The sequence below is a fragment of the Sulfitobacter sp. JL08 genome, assembly GCF_003352045.1.
Classification (GTDB): Bacteria; Pseudomonadota; Alphaproteobacteria; order Rhodobacterales; family Rhodobacteraceae; genus JL08.
Genome location: NZ_CP025815.1, coordinates 4,121,299 through 4,137,413 on the forward strand (window position 1 = coordinate 4,121,299; position 16,115 = coordinate 4,137,413).

The 16,115-nt window shown below is 57.4% G+C and carries 15 protein-coding genes; 2 read left to right on the forward strand and 13 right to left on the reverse strand.

What is annotated here, in order from left to right; all coding sequences use genetic code 11:
* Positions 1-58: 58 nt before the first annotated feature.
* Genes C1J05_RS20220 through C1J05_RS20250 form a run of 7 tightly spaced genes read right to left on the reverse strand, consistent with a single transcriptional unit; the run spans position 59 to position 7,830 of the window.
* A complete protein-coding gene (locus C1J05_RS20220; RefSeq protein ID WP_254684661.1) occupies positions 59-1,054 on the reverse strand; it encodes a HupE/UreJ family protein in 996 nt (331 codons plus the stop codon).
* Positions 1,051-1,890: a peptidyl-prolyl cis-trans isomerase gene (locus tag C1J05_RS20225; protein ID WP_162798168.1), complete on the reverse strand. Its 840-nt coding sequence runs from the start codon at positions 1,888-1,890 to the stop codon at positions 1,051-1,053. Before C1J05_RS20225 ends, C1J05_RS20220 begins: the two co-directional genes overlap by 4 nt.
* A 17-nt stretch (positions 1,891-1,907) precedes the next feature.
* A complete protein-coding gene (locus tag C1J05_RS20230; protein WP_114871836.1) occupies positions 1,908-2,897 on the reverse strand; it encodes a SphA family protein in 990 nt (329 codons plus the stop codon).
* A 49-nt stretch (positions 2,898-2,946) separates the two neighbouring features.
* Complete coding sequence (locus tag C1J05_RS20235) at positions 2,947-3,717, reverse strand: hypothetical protein (RefSeq protein ID WP_114871837.1); 771 nt, start codon at positions 3,715-3,717, stop codon at positions 2,947-2,949.
* 9 nt (positions 3,718-3,726) lie between these two features.
* Positions 3,727-5,499, reverse strand: a complete 1,773-nt coding sequence (locus tag C1J05_RS20240) for a DUF3604 domain-containing protein (RefSeq protein WP_162798169.1) — start codon at positions 5,497-5,499, stop codon at positions 3,727-3,729.
* Positions 5,500-5,534: 35 nt separating this feature from the next.
* Entirely contained in the window at positions 5,535-7,133 is a 1,599-nt protein-coding gene (locus C1J05_RS20245) for an arylsulfatase (RefSeq protein WP_114871839.1), read from the reverse strand.
* Positions 7,134-7,143: 10 nt separating this feature from the next.
* Positions 7,144-7,830: a DUF3604 domain-containing protein gene (locus C1J05_RS20250; protein ID WP_114871840.1), complete on the reverse strand. Its 687-nt coding sequence runs from the start codon at positions 7,828-7,830 to the stop codon at positions 7,144-7,146.
* Between the two features lie 133 nt (positions 7,831-7,963).
* On the opposite strand from C1J05_RS20250, the gene C1J05_RS20255 reads away from it, so the two are divergent.
* Positions 7,964-8,647, forward strand: a complete 684-nt coding sequence (locus C1J05_RS20255) for a Crp/Fnr family transcriptional regulator (protein WP_162798170.1) — start codon at positions 7,964-7,966, stop codon at positions 8,645-8,647.
* Between the two features lie 140 nt (positions 8,648-8,787).
* On the opposite strand, the gene C1J05_RS20260 is transcribed toward C1J05_RS20255, so the two are convergent.
* Genes C1J05_RS20260 through C1J05_RS20270 form a run of 3 tightly spaced genes read right to left on the reverse strand, consistent with a single transcriptional unit; the run spans position 8,788 to position 11,628 of the window.
* Positions 8,788-9,450 carry a rhomboid family intramembrane serine protease gene (locus tag C1J05_RS20260; RefSeq protein WP_114871842.1) on the reverse strand — a complete coding sequence of 221 codons (663 nt, stop codon included), beginning with the start codon at positions 9,448-9,450 and terminating at the stop codon, positions 8,788-8,790.
* A 36-nt stretch (positions 9,451-9,486) separates the two neighbouring features.
* Positions 9,487-10,872, reverse strand: coding sequence for a hypothetical protein (locus C1J05_RS20265; RefSeq protein ID WP_162798171.1), 1,386 nt, complete (start codon positions 10,870-10,872; stop codon positions 9,487-9,489).
* Between the two features lie 27 nt (positions 10,873-10,899).
* Entirely contained in the window at positions 10,900-11,628 is a 729-nt protein-coding gene (locus C1J05_RS20270; RefSeq protein WP_254684662.1) for a polysaccharide biosynthesis/export family protein, read from the reverse strand.
* Positions 11,629-11,853: 225 nt separating this feature from the next.
* Between C1J05_RS20270 and C1J05_RS20275 the strand changes: the two genes are divergently transcribed.
* Entirely contained in the window at positions 11,854-12,075 is a 222-nt protein-coding gene (locus C1J05_RS20275) for a hypothetical protein (RefSeq protein ID WP_114871845.1), read from the forward strand.
* A 110-nt stretch (positions 12,076-12,185) separates the two neighbouring features.
* Here the strand turns inward: C1J05_RS20275 and C1J05_RS20280 are convergent, their stop codons facing one another.
* Genes C1J05_RS20280 through C1J05_RS20290 form a run of 3 tightly spaced genes read right to left on the reverse strand, consistent with a single transcriptional unit; the run spans position 12,186 to position 15,512 of the window.
* Positions 12,186-13,082, reverse strand: a complete 897-nt coding sequence (locus tag C1J05_RS20280) for a CpsD/CapB family tyrosine-protein kinase (RefSeq protein WP_114871846.1) — start codon at positions 13,080-13,082, stop codon at positions 12,186-12,188.
* A gap of 19 nt (positions 13,083-13,101) precedes the next feature.
* On the reverse strand, positions 13,102-14,652 hold the full coding sequence (locus tag C1J05_RS20285) for a GumC family protein (protein WP_114871847.1): 1,551 nt from the start codon (positions 14,650-14,652) through the stop codon (positions 13,102-13,104).
* On the reverse strand, positions 14,649-15,512 hold the full coding sequence (locus C1J05_RS20290) for an ExeA family protein (protein ID WP_114871848.1): 864 nt from the start codon (positions 15,510-15,512) through the stop codon (positions 14,649-14,651). Before C1J05_RS20290 ends, C1J05_RS20285 begins: the two co-directional genes overlap by 4 nt.
* Positions 15,513-16,115 lie beyond the last annotated feature (603 nt).

Genomic DNA, 16,115 nt, shown 5'->3' on the forward strand with positions numbered 1-16,115 from the left:
TGCTCGTGGACAGCGACACTGCCATCGCCGCTTCTGCAACGGTCGAAGTTTTATTGGATCAAAACGCCGCGATCCGCTCAATCACCCAGAAAGCGGCCAGACTGCCGATGCCATAACTTGCGGTTTTTGTCAGCGGAGCGGCCATAGTCCGGAACTTCGGATAGAGACGCTGCGCCAAGTAGCCAACAGCCAGAACCAGCACGATGAAGAGAATCTGGCCCAACTCGACCCCGATGTTGAACGCAAACAGAGCCAGAGGAACATCACCTTCCGGCAGGCCGATCTCGCGCAGCGCGCCAGCAAAGCCCAAACCGTGAATCAGACCGAATGCGAAGGACAAGACCCAGGGTATGCGTTCGGCCAGCGGGTCGCGGGCTTCTGGCGGCAAGGACAGTTCATGGGCGAGAAACAGGATAGACAGCGCGATCACCGCCTCGACGGGCGGCGGTGGAATGCTTAGCCAGCCCAGCGTGGCGGCGGCCAGAGTAATGCTGTGCGCAAGTGTGAAGGCCGTGATCGCCCACAGAAGCCGCTGCCATCCGCGGATCAGCAACAGCAGCGCAAAGACGAAAAGCAGATGATCGACGCCCTCAAGTATGTGGGTGACGCCAAGCGCGACATAGCTCGAAAGGATGTCCAGAACGCCGGGATCGTCGGGCACGGTGAAGGCTGTCTCTGCTGACGTCAATCGGTGAACCTGTGTTCGTCCCGGAGTCAACTCGTAACGCACGAGGGTTTCGGTTCGGGTGTTCTCCAGCCCGTCGATCCGGATCACACCGCCGACAAGGCCGCCGGTGCAGACGGCGACCCAGCCGGTTGTCCATGCGCGCCCATCGAAAACCGGCGGCGGCGGGTCATTTGTGCAGACATCGGGCAGCCGTGGTTCAATCGGCATGGGTCGCCCGTTCACATCGGGCATTCGCCAAGTCACGCGCCACCGCTCCTGCCCCATTGCCTCGAGGTTGAGATAGCCGGGATCAAGGGCATGTGCGCGCAGGACAGCCGGGAAACAGGTGACCAAAACCGTCACCAGAATCAGCGCGAGCCGTGTCACTGGTTCAGTACCTCACCAGCATCCGGCAATGTGACCGAGTATCGGGCGAGCACGGCCTGAGTGTAGCTTTCACGCAGTGTCTTCGTCCGGTCAGCACGCCATTCGGCCTCGACCCGATTTCGGATCTCGGACAACGGCGGAAGGGTTGGGTCCGACCGGTCGGTCACGCGCACCAGATGCTGGCCATAACCGCTTGGAACCGGCCCCTGCCACGAGTTCAGCGGCAACGCGGCCAGGGTCGCGTCAAATCCCGCCCCGAAGGTCCGGTCAATGACCGGTGCGGGCGTCATCGGGAAGCTTGATGGCAGCAAGCTGGCAACCCCGAGCGTCGCGGGATCGGCACCGTTTTCCAGCAATACCCGGATCTCGGACGCAGCCCCTTCCTCGGGCAAAAGCACCTGCTCGAATGCGATGTCTGGTGGTTGCATGAACCGTTCCGGATTCGCATCGAGATAGGCTTGCAACTCTGCGTCTTCCGGCTCCAGCACGGCGGCGCCCGACTCCGACAGGAACTGCATCTTCAAGTTCAACCGTTGCCGGATCACCGCGTCCCCGCGATCCAGCCCAAGCTCCAGCGCCTCCCGGACATTGGCTTCCTCAACGGCCCAGGACTGCATCAATGCCTCCAACTCCTGCGCCGTCGGCGGACGGCGCCACGTAGCCGTAAACTGATCCACCAACCTGGCGGCCTCTGGCGCGGTCAGTACAATAGCATCGGGCGGCGGCGACGAGGGCGTGTCGTCAAGCATCGCGAAAACGACAAAGATCAGACCGCCCAGAGCGATGAAATGCACGAACGAAGATTTCAGTAAACCGTGAAACGTCACGTCTGTCATTGCGCGGTCTTTCGATATCAGAATGTCATCGTCATATTGAACCAAAGCGTATCGCTTTCAAAGCGTCTTTTGGCGTCAAATTCATGGGTATACTTCAGTTTGAAATTCGTGGATTTGCCGAACACCTTTCCCCCGCTGAAGGTTACAATCGGCCCCAGCCCGCTGACCCGCGCCTTGAGACTTTGCGCCCCCAGCGCTGCGCGGGTTGCTGCCGCGCCGCTGCCGCTGTCGTCTTCGAGTTGCTGATAGGTATAGCCCGTCAACCCGACCGCCCAACCGGACTTGAAATGCTGGAGTGCTGCAGCCTCTAACATGAACGCCGGGGCAGTCTGATAGTCGGTCGCCTTGTTGCGGGTGCTGAACAGGACGCTGGCCGCACCGGACACTTCGAACCCGGTGCCAGGATCGAAATACGTGCTTGAAATGACCGGCTGGAACGACCAGACGTTCTTGCCGTTGCTTAATGCATCAATGGTTCCGGACGAGATGTCGACTGTTGCAAGGTCGTAGTTCCCGGTCGGTACGAAGACCGACATGCCGACACTGTAATGAAACTTCTGCCGGTGCCATCCGACCATCGGCGTGACGGTGATGTCACCTATCCCCGAGGTCGTGTCCTTGATCGATGATCCCGCCAGAGGCGGGGTGATCGCGACATAGGACAGGCTGGCGTCAAGGAACGGAATGTTGAGGTTGACGGCCGGGGTTCCGCCCCAGAGCACAGAGTCGAAAACATGCGTGTAGCTGAGCTTGAGCAAATTGAGGTTCAGCTCTGTATCCGCCCGGATCGGCAGGCCACCAACCGACAGGCCTTGCACGTTGCCTTGCAGATTGATGATATCGATCCCGAAATACTGCCCAGGCCCCGGCACGATGCCGGCAAAGCTGTCGCGCGAGCCGAGTAGATAGGCGCCGACCCCGCCCTCGACCGCGGCCGCGCGGTCCGCGCAAGTAGCGCTTAACATTATCGCGGTGGCGCCAAGGCAGGTCTTGATCCCTTTGGACATGGTGTTCCTTCCGATGTTTCCCGAATGCACTCGTGGCACATTTCGCGTGTCAGGACTTGGGCAGCAGCAGCTTCACGGTGAAACTCACCGTGTCGGATTCCGCCGCGCCCTTGTCGTAGAAATTATGTTCGTAGCTGGCGGTGAACTGAACTGGAGTGGTGCCGAAACGCGTGAGCTTGGACAGTTTGACGCCCAGCGGCCGGGATGTAAATTCTCCGGCATCCCAGTCATAGGTGAACACCATTTCGGACAGGCCGGTCGACCAGCCGTTGCCCAGCCCGATATTAAGGATTGGCTGGAAGGTGGACAGATTCACATCCGGCCTCGTGTCGTCGCCCGCAACGGTCAGGAGGTTCCGGTTGAAAGCCCCCCACAGAACCTTGCCGGCCTGAGCCGAAAATCCTGCTGCCGGCCCGATCGCCCACTTTTCGGCCGACAACCCCGAGGTGCCTGTCGGAAACAAGGCCACCGCGCCGACCCCCCATCGCCCCCAGGGCGCATCGAAGGTCGTGAGGTTGAAGACGGTTATGTCAGACAGGCCATCAACACCTCCCGGACTGTCAGTGATGTAGGGCACCGTGACTCTTGCGATGTTTCTGGTGCCTGCCAGCGTGAACGGAATCGCAGCACGGAACTGCACCCGGTTCGCCGACTCGCCCGGCAGGTTGTGAAACCGGTAGCTGTAGAAATCCTGAAGCTGGAAAGACATCAGCGATGCGGTCGGATCGCTCGCCGCCTGATCAAGCGATTGCCCACTTTCCTGTGCGATCGCCGTTGAGGCAAGGAGCACAAGGTTTGCGGCGATTGCGTAGCGGATCATCGTCGTGTCCTATCTTGCGGGCGAGTACCAGATCGGCGAGCCCCAGGCGCGTTCCTGGATAGTGGCTGGCACGTCTTCCAAAAGGGGAAGATCGTTGCGCACGGCATCATATGTCGACCAGCGCGGTGTCGGGATTTCGAGGACGCGGGCATAATAGAAGGCCGTTGCCTGCGGGTCATAGTCGACATCCGTCCAGCGCCCCATCAGCACCGGCGCGCCTATCTCATTGGTGAACATCGCCATTTTCAGGTCCACCGTGTTGCCAACCGCCGGAAGCTTGCCGGTGGCCGGGTCGATCTCGCGGTCGCCTGACCAGACAACATCGATGATCTTCTCGTTGGCGTCGCCATATTCGTCAATCCAGCCCTTGATGATCTGGATGCGGTCAAGATTGGCGCCCATCGGGTCCTTCTCGGCATGAACGGTGAAGCTGGGTGCATCGCCCAGCGGCGGCAGGTTGCCCCCCATATGGGTACCAAGCAGATAGCCTTCGTTGGCCATTGCCACCGGATCGGTCGGCTCGGACAGGCCGACGCCGCCGAACATCCGTATCTTGATGCGGGGCCCCGAGGTTGCGAAGGTCTCGCGCCGCTTCATCGCGTCCCAGATTGCGGCGCGGGTGTTCTCGATCGCCCAGACCCCGGCAAGCGAACCGATGGACAGATCCTTGCCGTCGATCCAGCCGGCCACGCTGCCTGTGCGGCGACGCTCGACACTTCCATCCTCGGGTCCATGCGCGCCGATGAAACTGTCTTCGGCCACGGCCGACATCATCCCGTTATGATTGTCGGTCCCACCGATGAAGCCATATTTGAACGGGTTCACGCCCAGTGCGAATTCATAACCCAGCCCGTCGATCAGCCCCCCGCGCACGAAATCGCGCTGGCGGAAGATACGGCCTGAGTTCTTCTGGATCGAATCCGCGTTCTCGAACCCGGCAAACTCGTCCGCGGCCCAGAACTTGCGATGTACCTCGGAATTGCCTTTCACCTGCATCATCTCGATCAGCGGTTCGAAATGCTGGCGCGTGCGGGCATAATCTAGGTCCATTGTATCGCCAAAACTGTCGATGTCGGGGAACATCCGCCCCTTGGACGCATTGGAATTGTGGGGGATGGCAAGAAGGCGGCGACCTTCAGCTTCCTGCCCCTTCATCCACTTCCAGAGGTTTTCCTCTTCGTTGATGTCGATATAGCTCGGCACGCTGTTGGGCACGTTGTTGTCGCGGAACAGCACATTACGGTGCAGGTTTGCCCCGTTGGGCGCCGCGGACCACTCAAAGCCGATCAGCGCGGTGAAGGTGCCGGGATCATTGGCCTCTTCGGCGGCATCGACGATCACCTGCCAGGCAGATTTGGCCGTCGCCGGGCCGGCGAAAAAGGGCGGATGCTGTGGCGTGGCGGAACGGTTCGAGGAAACAACATACTTGATGAACCATTCCTGCCTATCCTCGAGGCTTTCCAACCCGCGCAGCGCGACGAGATCGGCGTTGTCATGGCCAGGGGCGTCCTCGTACATGGTCGAATACATCTCGCCCAGGTATTCCGCGTGATCTGTCACGGCGGCGAAGTCGAGCGGTCGTTTGTGCTGGGCGGTGGTGCCGTCCGGCAGGGTTACAGACTCGCCGCGGGCATAGGCCAAGCTGTCGGCCGGCATCAGCCGCGTGCCACCGATATAGGCGTCCAGCGAGAAGGCCGTGTGCAGGTGGGTTTCGCCGAAATAGGCATTACGCAACGGGTTAGGCTCGGCCTGAGTGATGATCGGGGCAAGGGCCAGAGCCACAAGCGCAGTTGCACCTTTGAATGCAGATTTGAGTTTCATAGTCCAAGATCCTTCGGCGGAAACAATTTGAAAGTGGCGCCATGTGCCTTGAGTTCGGCGCCAAGCGAGGCGGTCCAGGCGTTCATGCGATGGCCGACCGGGTACTCTTCCTTCGGATCGACATAAAGATTGAACAGCCAGGGCGCGAGACCCGTAGGTACGACGGCCGCCATGTCGATATAAAGGAACTTCTCCTGTGGCAGGGACACAAGAAGATGCGCCTTGTATTCCAGCATCCGTATCGCGGCGAGTTGCGCGCCAAGCCAGTTATAGACATGTTCGCGGCGGCTTTCGCCGTTTTCGACGATCAGGAACGAGCTTTGGTCGATGCCGTCATAATACTTGTCATCCGGCAGGCTGTCGGTAGACACGCCCCCCAGCGCCAGCGATGTGTCGAACAGGTCCATCAGGTCGAACAACCCGTCCGACACCCGGCCCGGCTCGATCATCCCGTTCCAGTAGGCAATGCCCGGCACCCGGACGCCGCCCTCCCATGTGGTGCCCTTGGCGCCACGGAACGGGGTGTATCCGCTGTCGGGCCAGCTATCCATTTGCGGGCCATTGTCGGAGGTGACAAAGATAATGGTATTCTCCAGCTCTCCCACCTGATCCAGCTTGGCCACGATGTCGCCGATATAGGCGTCCACCTCGACCATGTTGTCGCGATAGGGGTATTTAGACGCGCTTGCGCCTTTGAATGCCTCGGAAGGAAAATTGTCGGCATGCACCTTCATGAAGCTGTGGCTGATGAAGAACGGCTTGTCGCCCATGGCCAGTTCTTCGATCCGTTTGAGGGTATAGTCACGCAGTTTGCGGTCGCCTTCGGCCATCTTTTCCATGCTGTCGATGGTCTCGACGGTTTCGGTGGTGCCGTCCTTAAGCCCGTAGATCAGATCGTTGTTCGACCCGATCGCGCGATAGCGGGCCAGCTTGTCGGGATCGAGGACGAGATCGGGGAACCGCCCTTGATAGACGTCCTGGGTGTATTCCTTCTGCGCCTTGTAGAAGCCATAGAATTCGTCAAAGCCCACGTCATGCGGGCGCATTCCCTCGCCTTCGCCGATATGCCACTTGCCTACCAGCATCGTGTGATATCCGGCATCCGATAGCAGGCCCGCAACCGAAAGCTCGCCCTCCCACGGGTTCTGCTTGATGTCGTCGCCGGCCAGGATCGGGCGGATCAGTCCGGTGCGCACCGGCAGTCGCCCGGTGTAGACGGCAGCACGGGTCGGCGTGCAGGTGTATTGCGAATAGGTCGAGGTCAGCTTGAGCCCCTCGGCTGCAAGCGCGTCCATGTTCGGCGTCGCCGCTCCGATCATTTCGCCGCCGCCAAAGGCGCCCGGATCGCCATAGCCCATGTCGTCGACGATGAAGATCACGATATTGGGTTTCTGCCCGGTGCGGGCCTCGAAATCGGCCAGTTTTTTCGCCGCCGCGGCCTCCTGCTCGGGGCGTGGAATCGCGGGCTGGCGGTTGACTGACGTTGCCACCGCTCGGCTAAGCGTCGAGGCCGGTTGCGGAACGGCGGGTTTTTCCTGCGCCAGCGTGGCGCTGGCCAGCAAAAGTGCGCAACAGGTAGAAATCAGTCTGTTCATCTTTGCATCCTTAGTTCGGTGTATACCAGATGGGCGACGTATAGGCGCGTTCCTGGGTGATCATGACCACTTCGGGGTCCAGCTTGAACGGATTGACCCCCTCGTTGGCCTGAAATTGCAGGCCGTATTTCAGGATCGAACGGGCGTATTCGAAGGGCAGCATCTCGGGCGTCTTGGCCTCGGACACGTCCAGATTGGCCCAGTCCCACTGCTCGTAATCTGCAAACTCGTCGGTGGGAGAGAGCAGCGGGTGTGTTTCGCTGTCTCCCTTGGTCTGGCCGATCTCCAGCAGTTTTTCCCAGCGGGCGCGGGTTTCGAGGTATTCCCGGTCGAAGGGCGCGCCGCGCATGATGTCTGTGATTACTCCCATGCCGTCGGTGTGTTCTGTCAGCATGTAGAAATCAAACGGGCGGGGCAGCTTGACCGGTTGTCCGGTGTTCGATGTCACCTGCTCACCTCTTGCAAAGCGATACATGTCGCGTGGCATCAGCGTGGTGCCGCCGCCACCGGCATCCGCCGAAAGCGCCGAATGGACATGCGTGTCGCCAAACAGCACTTGCGTTGGAAAGCCGCGGTTTGCGTTCGGCGAATAAGGCTGCCCTTTCAACACGTCCACGGCACCGTCAGGCGGGGGGTCCTGCGCCATGACGGGCATGGCAAAAAAAGCGGCGGCCGCTGCTGCAAAGACGGTTTTCATCAAGGTGTTCCTTTAGCAGGTTCCAGGCAAACTGCCGGCTCGAATCGGTTTCCAATCGCAAGTATCGCCAAGCTAGGGTAGCTTCGCGTCAATGATTGCGCTTTCGTCCACAATCTTGGGAAATGGAGTCTACATGTCCGCCATCGGAATTCTCTCAAAGGGTTGGGTGGGGGATCTTCCCGTCCAATTAGGGCGCCGGTTCTGCGCTCTTGGTCAGCAGGTTTCCTTTGGGCCCGGCGAGATTGTGTATTCCGCCGGTGAGGAAGCGAACAGTTTATACGGGTGTCTCGGCGGCACCTTGCGTTTGAGTTTTGCGGGTGAAAACGGAGCGCTGCGCTTTGTACATCTGATGGGTCCCGGTATGTGGACCGGCGATTTTGCTTTCCTGTCCAACCAGCCGCGCGCGTTCGAACTCAGGACCTCGGAAGCGGCACGACTGCTGCGGATTGATCGCGGGGCGGTCCTGCGCCTTGCCCACGATCATCCCGAAACCTGGAAGTGGCTGGCGTTCTGCACCGCATGCAACCTGGGTCTGGCCATGACCGTGGCCGACCACCTTATGATCCGGGATGCAGGTAAGCGGCTGGCAGCGACGCTGTTGCGGCTGTCGGCGCGCCTCGGATCGCATCCATCCGTGGCCCCGATAGATCGGTTGCTGCTGACCCAGTCGGATCTGGCTGATGCCGCCAACCTGTCCCTATCCGCGACCGGGCGTCTATTGCGCAGTCTGCATTCGCAAGGGCTGATCGATGTCAGTTATGGAGAGATCGGCATCGTCAATGCGCCCCGACTTCAGAGTCTGGTTGAGAAATGCTGAATGGAGCGGTCTGCCGTCATGATATAATTCGGCACTCTGACTGTTGGCCAGCAGATCTCCGGTTCGAACCCGGACGGGCTCACCATTTCACGCGATGCAAAATGCCGCGCACGAGCCCTGTTTCGGGTACCGGAGCAAGATTATGGCAAACGCTCAGGTGTGCTGGGGCGGGCAAGCAGGAAGGTTGCAAGACATCCGGCGAAAAATCCGCCCAGATGTGTTTCCCAGGCGAGCTGGCCGCCCGTGCTCCAGTACATGACAACATTCAGCAGAATAAGCAGCGTGATCGGCCACAATATGGCAAAGGCCAAAGTCTTGAGGCCCGACCGTTCGGCCAGAGTTGCAGACACATCAATCACGATCCAGGCCCCCGCAAGCCCGAACAACCCGCCGGACGCCCCAACCATCGGCTGGATGGTCGTTCCGAACAGACCGAAGCCAAGCGCGCCTCCCAAAACGGCGGCAACATAGACAAGCAGGAACCGCCAGGAACCCAGCGAGGCAGAAATCGACCCGCCCAGGGTAAACAAGGTGATCATGTTGACCACCAGATGACCAAAACCGGCATGCAGAAACGCGTAGGTCACAAACATGGAGTAGGGCTGTACCGCATAGTTCGGACGCCAGCCTTGCAAAAGCCCCGACCAGAACGCGCCGTTCTGATAGGTCAGCGAGCGAAGCCGGGTACTTGCCCAAAGTCCCCAGTCCGCGCCCTGCAAGACCAGTTCGGGAAGGACGCACAGGACGATCAGAAGGAACACCATCCACGGGCGGCCTTCAGAGAGGGGGGATTGATCCGTCATGAAGTGATTGAAGCAGGGCCACCGCGCTTTTGCACGTCAGCGCAACAGATCAAATTCACGCCGCAACGTTACAAAGATGGATTGCGAATCCGCTTCACCAACGTTCTGTTCATCCCGGATACGGTAACTCACGCCGGAACTGAGCGTCCAATCCTGCGTCAACGCATGATTATAACTGATCGAAAGGTCCGTCCGGTTCACATCATTCGCGTTATCAAATTCCGATGCGCCATAACTTGCATCAAACCCGATGCTCGACACCGAATTGATATCGTACAAGTACCCAAGAGCCAGCGTTGTGAACAGTCGTTCATCATCTTCGCTGTTGCTTGAGATCTGCCGGTTCAGTCGTGCAAACACGCGGCCCGTTGGCAGGTTACGCTGCCAGTTCAAGCTGCCTATGACGTTGGCATCAAAGGTATCACTGTCCGTAACACCAATGCTGTAAGACAATGAGCCAAGCGGGATTGGCATCATCCGCGCAAACAACAAGGTCGCGCGGCGGCCGTTTTCATTCTGTGTCACGTCGAAAGAGGTTTCGACCGATCCGGAAGACAAATCCCGAGACCAGGTCAGGCTGCCGATGACACCTTCGTCCACTTCCGTAACACCGAATTCCTCGGTGTCTGTTTCAGAATAACCGATAGATCCCACAATGCGGGTCGTTGCCGAAATCGCATGATCGGCGCCAACGCTAACAGATGTGGTGCGTCGGTCCGTCTGTTGTGTATCGTCCGAGGTAAAGCGGCTGTATTCAGCGTCGATAAACGCCGTTGTAACCGGCGAAAACCGGAACAGGACGCTACCGCCGGCACCCAAGCGTTCAAAATCGTCAAGGGTGGAACCAGCAGACAAATTCCGATACATCGTTTGGGCTGCATCAGCAAACAGGACGAACCCGATCGGGTCCTGTAATCCGGTTTCGATCCGCGCGTTGGCACGGGCCACTTCGCGCGTTCCCGTACCGTTCAGACTCTCGAAATCTTCCGGCAATACGATGACGCCGTTCTCGTCCTCGAAGTCGGACAATGATCTGTCAAAAGAAACGTCGCTTTCGGCATAGCTCGCGCCGAATGAAAGAAGCGCGTTGGCACCCGTTGTTGAATAGTTGAAACCGATGTTCGGGTCGACCAAACCGGTATCGACACCTTGCTCTACATCACCATATCGCAGCGCCGCACCCAGATTGAAACGCAGGCTTTGCGTTCTTGTCTGGCTGAGCACGTTCAGATCAAACGCCGTTGTGGAAAACGCGGACGACCCGGATTCCGGGATATCCAGAGACAGGTTATCCCCCGCCTCGAACCGTTGTTCGACACCAAACGTTGCCTGCAGCCCTTCAAGCTCCTGCGCGAACGCAGGCATCAACGTTACAACCAGCCCGCACAAGGCCGTCGTTCCCAAATACAGCTTTCTACTCACGATTGCGCCCCGCTCGTGATTTTTTTGTTATTCGAACAGCCTTCTTTGCGGCACAATAATCACGTCGCCAGATGCCAACGTGGTTGTACCGATGCTGCTTTGTCCTGCAAGTATGTCTTGGTAGTTGATATTGTACACCTTCTCAGTGCCCGACTTGTCTTTGCGTCGCAGTTGAATCCGCTTGGTGGCGGCAAAATCAGAAAAGCCACCGATTTCGGCAAGAAGCTGCAAAATGTTTGTCCCGCTGGAAACCGAAACCTTGCCCGCGTTTGCAACTTCTCCCAAGACGTAAACATCAATTGTCGACGTTCCGGAATAGGTTGCAGGGTCCGGTGCGGCGACGCTGTTCACCGACACAAAAACCGTCGGCGGTGCTGCGAAGTTCGGCGCCAGTTTTCCCGCGATTTCAGCCTGAACCTGATCCACGCTGCGTCCGGACGCCAAAACCGTACCTGCCAGCGGCAAGGAAATGCGCCCATCCGGCGTGACAAGAACCTGCCTGTTGATGCTGGGATCTTCCAGCACTTCCACTTGCAGGACATCACCTGACTTAACACGGTAACTGTCCTGAGCGGACGCCGAAGCCACAAAAAACGGCAAAACAAACAATACCGTAGCGAGCGTGAAAATATGTTTCATGCTAATCTTTCTCTCGTTCCGGGCAACAGGCCCTTTCGCATGAGCATAAGCACAACACGGCTTTGCAGAAAGCAAAAACGCGGAAATATTGCAAATAGCGCATACAAATACCGCCAAGCCGTGCCGATGATGCAACAGCGTTTCCGATGACAGACGCCTTTTATTGATGAAATATCAACAGAGCCGGCAATCGCTCGCCGACAGGCGCCTTAATCCTCATTTCATTCCGCGCAGTCATAATTGTGCCTTAGTAAGACCACATTTGCGCGCCAACGTCAGTCCATCTGCCAAGATGAGTACTGCTTTGTTGGACCGTGTCGCAAATCAAAGAAAGAAAATAGAATGCTAGGTTTCGTTTTTCTGGGGGTTGTTGCAAGTTTCGGTGCCACCGCGACGGCGCTTTTCTACGGATTGCCGATCTGGCTTGCCATTCTGATCTATGTTGCCACCGGCACCACGACCCTGCTTGCGATTGTGGGGTGGGTCGCAATCCGCGAGAAACTTGTGACGTCATCCGGCAATAACGAAGAGTTCGAATTCGGCATGCAGGGCAGCCAGAGCTGATTCGCACAACTGGCCGCATTTACGGCTGTTTTCACAATTCTCCCGTCACGACCATCAGGTTTGATCAAGTCGTTGCGCGATACCGCTGACGCCTTCTATCGCACAAACACTCAATATCCGTACTGTTCGCCATACCCTTCGTGGCTAACCAGATACCGGCACTTGTTCAGCATGACACCCAGAACGTTTGTGCGCGCGGCAAGCTCTTGTTCGCACTTGTCGATCTCTTCAATCGTAGTTTTCTCTGCCTCGCCGATAAGCAGGGCACAATCCACCTGATCCAGAAACGCCATCGTGTCATCGCTGGCAAACAAGGGTGGCGTATCGAACATCATGATTTCCGGAAGATACCGTTCCTCGAGTTCGTCTATGACCTTGCCGGTTGTTACACCCTGCAACAGCTCAGAAGGGTTACGCGCCGTTGTCTGGTTGACAGCAAATGCCAGGTTGCGGCCATATCGCAGGATGTGATCTTCCGGTGCGTCTTGCCCGCTCAGCGCTTTGGAAAACTGCTGGTTTCCCTCGATACCAAGCAGCGCAGCCATCGAAGGCCGTCGCAAATCCAGCTCGATCAGCATTGTCCGCTGATCCGGAGCGCGCGCAAGGCTGAACGCCAGGTTGACGCATGTCATTGTCTTGCCAGCGCCTGCTGTCGGAGAGGTAACGGCAACCCTGCGCCAGTTGTTCGCGCGCATCTGATGCAACAACCGGGTCCGCAAAACATCGTAAGGAACGGCCTCGGGACCGGTTTGATATGCAACGATACGATTGCGTTCAAGATGGACCTGTTTGGGATCGAACCGCTTGAGAGCAGCCCAGGCTTCATCCCGCTGCTTGAACGACATGTCCGAAGACAGGACAAGGGGTTTCTTTGCTTCACGGTCTTCGGCAACCGGCGATGCGGACTTTGGCTTTCCCACCTGCGCAGGGGCGCGCGCGGCCGCGGGATCGCTATGGCCTTCCCTTGCCTTACGTGCCTTGTCGATCGCTGTTTGAATACGTTCCATCTGTTTTCCTACTCGTACCCTACCGAAGCCGTTCGATTAAACCGGCAACGCCGGATTTTTCCAGAACCCGTTCCACCAGCAAATCCATGGGCAGATAATAGACATGCAACAAGTAGAGACTAAGCGGTATGCCGATGGCCACGAGGGCCAGCAGGCTGCCTATGATCAATCTGCGCCGTGTGCGCTGCCGTTTTGTTGTGATGAACGGGATGGTCGCAAACGGCGTTATTCCCAACCGTGTGCTGATTTCGCTGGGGCGACGGATCGCACCGTTCATCATCTCGATCAGTGCGACCAGACCAACGCCCAGAAGTATACCGGCAGCAACGGATGCCGTAGCAATTTTGGGGCGGTCCGGACTTGTCGGTTCGCGCGGTTCAACCGCTTGTTCGATCACCGTGATACGTTGCCCGCGCGACTGCGCTTCGATCTGGTCACCGGTTCGTGCAGCGGCTAAATCCGCAGTTGCGCGATTATACTGGATTCTGATGTTTTCATAATCACGTTCAAGCGTTCCCAGCGTGACCGTGTTTGTCGGGGTTGCTTCGATCGACTTGTTAAGTTCTTCCAACTCGCCTTCGATCGTCTGCTTTTGCTGCTCCAGAAATTCGGTCTGGCTGTCCAGATCTGCAAGTTGCAGATCGTAAACCGATAATTCCTGACCATTGTTTTCATTCGGCTGGAGTTGGGTTGCCAGCGCTTTTTCCAACGCTTCAATTTGCGCCTTCAATGTCTTTACACGCGGATTCTGATCCGAATAGATGACCATAGCCGATGCAAGTTCGGATTGTAGTGTCTGCAATCTGCGTTGTTCCGGCGTAAGCGTCTGGCCGGTCAGATCAATTGTTCCAGTTCTTTCGTACAATTCTACAAGCCGTTCGCGCCGGTCTCTTAACCCGGTCAGATCCCGTTCAATCTGTAGCAATCTTTCCTGCAGCGACGCCTGCCTGGTGCGACGGTAGTCCATGCTATCGGGCAGCGCGTCTTTGTTGCGCAGCTTGAATTCAAGCATCTTCGCGCCCTGCTGCGCCAGTTCATCATCAAGCCGCGCAACTTCCTGCCTGAAGAAATCAAGGGTCTGGCTGGTGACAGCTGTGCGCAACGCGACGTTTTCTTGCAATATCTGAGTCACCAGATCGTTGGTTACGGCCGCCGATGTTCTGGCATCCGGGGCCGCGAACGACACATTCACGAATGATGCGGCGTCTCGCGAATTGGGCAAGCTGACTTTGATCCGTTTGTTCATATCCTGCACGATGGCGTCCGGGTTCATGTCGGGCCCGGCCTCGTGCACCTGATATCTGCGCGACATATCAATCAGGTTGTTTCGCGTCAGAATACGCTGGCGGATGATCTGAAGAAGTTCGGAGGATTCGGCCCGGACCGTCGATTCTGCCAGATCGCCCGGAATTTGCGGGGATTCAACCAGCAGGCGCGCTTCGGCTTCGTACACAGAAGGCAGCGTATACGCCATTGTTATGCCAACGGCAGATACCGCCATTGCCACCAGAAGGAAGTAATGAAACCGTCGCAAGAACAAGGACAGGTAGAATTTGATATCGGCAATCATTGGGTTGTTTCTTCTCCGTGCCCAAAGGCACCTGCACCAAAGAACGCACCGTCATCCAGAACTTGGCGAACAGTCGCCAGCGTTACTGTTTTCTGGTTCTTGGTAAACGCATACACCATCGACAAATCACACAACTGGTTCACAAGTCTTGGCACACCACCGGTCGCCTCGTAGATCAGATTACTGGCAACCTCGCTGAAAAGGTTACGCTCCGCACCCGACAGCCGCAGCCTGTGCCCGATATAGGCATTGACAGTTGTCGCGTCCATGGCATCAAGGTGAAAACTCGCTGCGACGCGCTGTGCGAATTGCCGCAAGTCCGGGCGGCGCACGATATCGCGCAATTCAGGTTGTCCGACCAGAACCAGTTGAAGCAGAACATCGCTGTTCGAGTTGATGTTGGTGAACATTCTCAACTCTTCCAGAGATTCGCGGCTTAGGTTCTGGGCTTCGTCAAAAATCAGAATGACACGGTTTCCCTCTGCGTATTCCTTGATCAGGTATTTCTGAAAGGAATCGAACAGCGAAACATAACTGGCTTCCTGCGGAGCCGGCTGATCAAGCGACATCAGCACCCATTGCAGCAGTTCGCCGCGTGAACCGTGTGCGTTGGACACCAGGCCGACTTTGACACCGTCATCCAGATTCTTCAGAAGATGCTGCAAAAGCGTGGTTTTGCCCGCGCCCACCTCGCCTGTGATAAGGGTGATCGGCGCACTTGTCAGAATTCCATATTCCAGCATGGTATACGCGCGTCTGTGCGACGCGGACCAATACAGATAATTGGGATCAGGAACCAAGGAAAACGGGCGCTTTTTGAGCCCGAAGTGGTCCGTATAGATGTCAAGCGTACTGTCCATGGCGCGGGTGTATCCCGATTTGAGTGCGGGTTCTATCGAATTGACTAAAAGTCCTGCATACCCTGTTTCGATCGTGTCGGATTGATCATTTATGTAGTCATCTTTTGACGAAAGTTGAGGGCCCGTGTGCCGTGCCTTAACCGACGTGCGCACGGTCCGTAAAATAGAGTCTTTCGCGCGGTCACCTTCATCGCGTCTGGAAAACTTCAGGCTCGCTTGTGATTCACGAAGCCTGCGCACTATTCGCCTGTGATCTTCAGGTGATGTGTCATGCCTCAGAACGCTGCTATGGTTGGCGCGCACAATATCAAACGGTGGCTTTACCCCCACGCGCCACCGTGAAGAGTGTGTGTATGTTGCGACGTCAGACACTATATCGCTGCCTCTCGTTGACTACCGCAAGCCAGACCCTGGCTTCAGCTCTTATTGATCGGGCGCGCACGTCGCGCCACGGCTTTCACCTTCTGGCGCGCAGTGAAACAGTCATATCTGGCGAAAAAAAGTCACCAATCCGGCCTTTGCATGATGCATCGGCGTATTTAGGGGATTTGCAGCACAAATGCTCGATTCGATATTAGTTTTGAACGGAGTCTTGACCACACA

Excerpts from the sequence above, each read along its gene's own strand:
- C1J05_RS20225 (WP_162798168.1), bottom strand. The coding sequence starts at position 1,890 with ATGACAGACGTGACGTTTCACGGTTTACTGAAATCTTCGTTCGTGCAT.
- C1J05_RS20230 (WP_114871836.1), bottom strand. The coding sequence starts at position 2,897 with ATGTCCAAAGGGATCAAGACCTGCCTTGGCGCCACCGCGATAATGTTA.
- C1J05_RS20235 (WP_114871837.1), bottom strand. The coding sequence starts at position 3,717 with ATGATCCGCTACGCAATCGCCGCAAACCTTGTGCTCCTTGCCTCAACG.
- C1J05_RS20245 (WP_114871839.1), bottom strand. The coding sequence starts at position 7,133 with ATGAACAGACTGATTTCTACCTGTTGCGCACTTTTGCTGGCCAGCGCC.
- C1J05_RS20250 (WP_114871840.1), bottom strand. The coding sequence starts at position 7,830 with ATGAAAACCGTCTTTGCAGCAGCGGCCGCCGCTTTTTTTGCCATGCCC.
- C1J05_RS20255 (WP_162798170.1), top strand. The coding sequence starts at position 7,964 with ATGTCCGCCATCGGAATTCTCTCAAAGGGTTGGGTGGGGGATCTTCCC.
- C1J05_RS20260 (WP_114871842.1), bottom strand. The coding sequence starts at position 9,450 with ATGACGGATCAATCCCCCCTCTCTGAAGGCCGCCCGTGGATGGTGTTC.
- C1J05_RS20275 (WP_114871845.1), top strand. The coding sequence starts at position 11,854 with ATGCTAGGTTTCGTTTTTCTGGGGGTTGTTGCAAGTTTCGGTGCCACC.
- C1J05_RS20280 (WP_114871846.1), bottom strand. The coding sequence starts at position 13,082 with ATGGAACGTATTCAAACAGCGATCGACAAGGCACGTAAGGCAAGGGAA.
- C1J05_RS20285 (WP_114871847.1), bottom strand. The coding sequence starts at position 14,652 with ATGATTGCCGATATCAAATTCTACCTGTCCTTGTTCTTGCGACGGTTT.
- C1J05_RS20290 (WP_114871848.1), bottom strand. The coding sequence starts at position 15,512 with ATGGACAGTACGCTTGACATCTATACGGACCACTTCGGGCTCAAAAAG.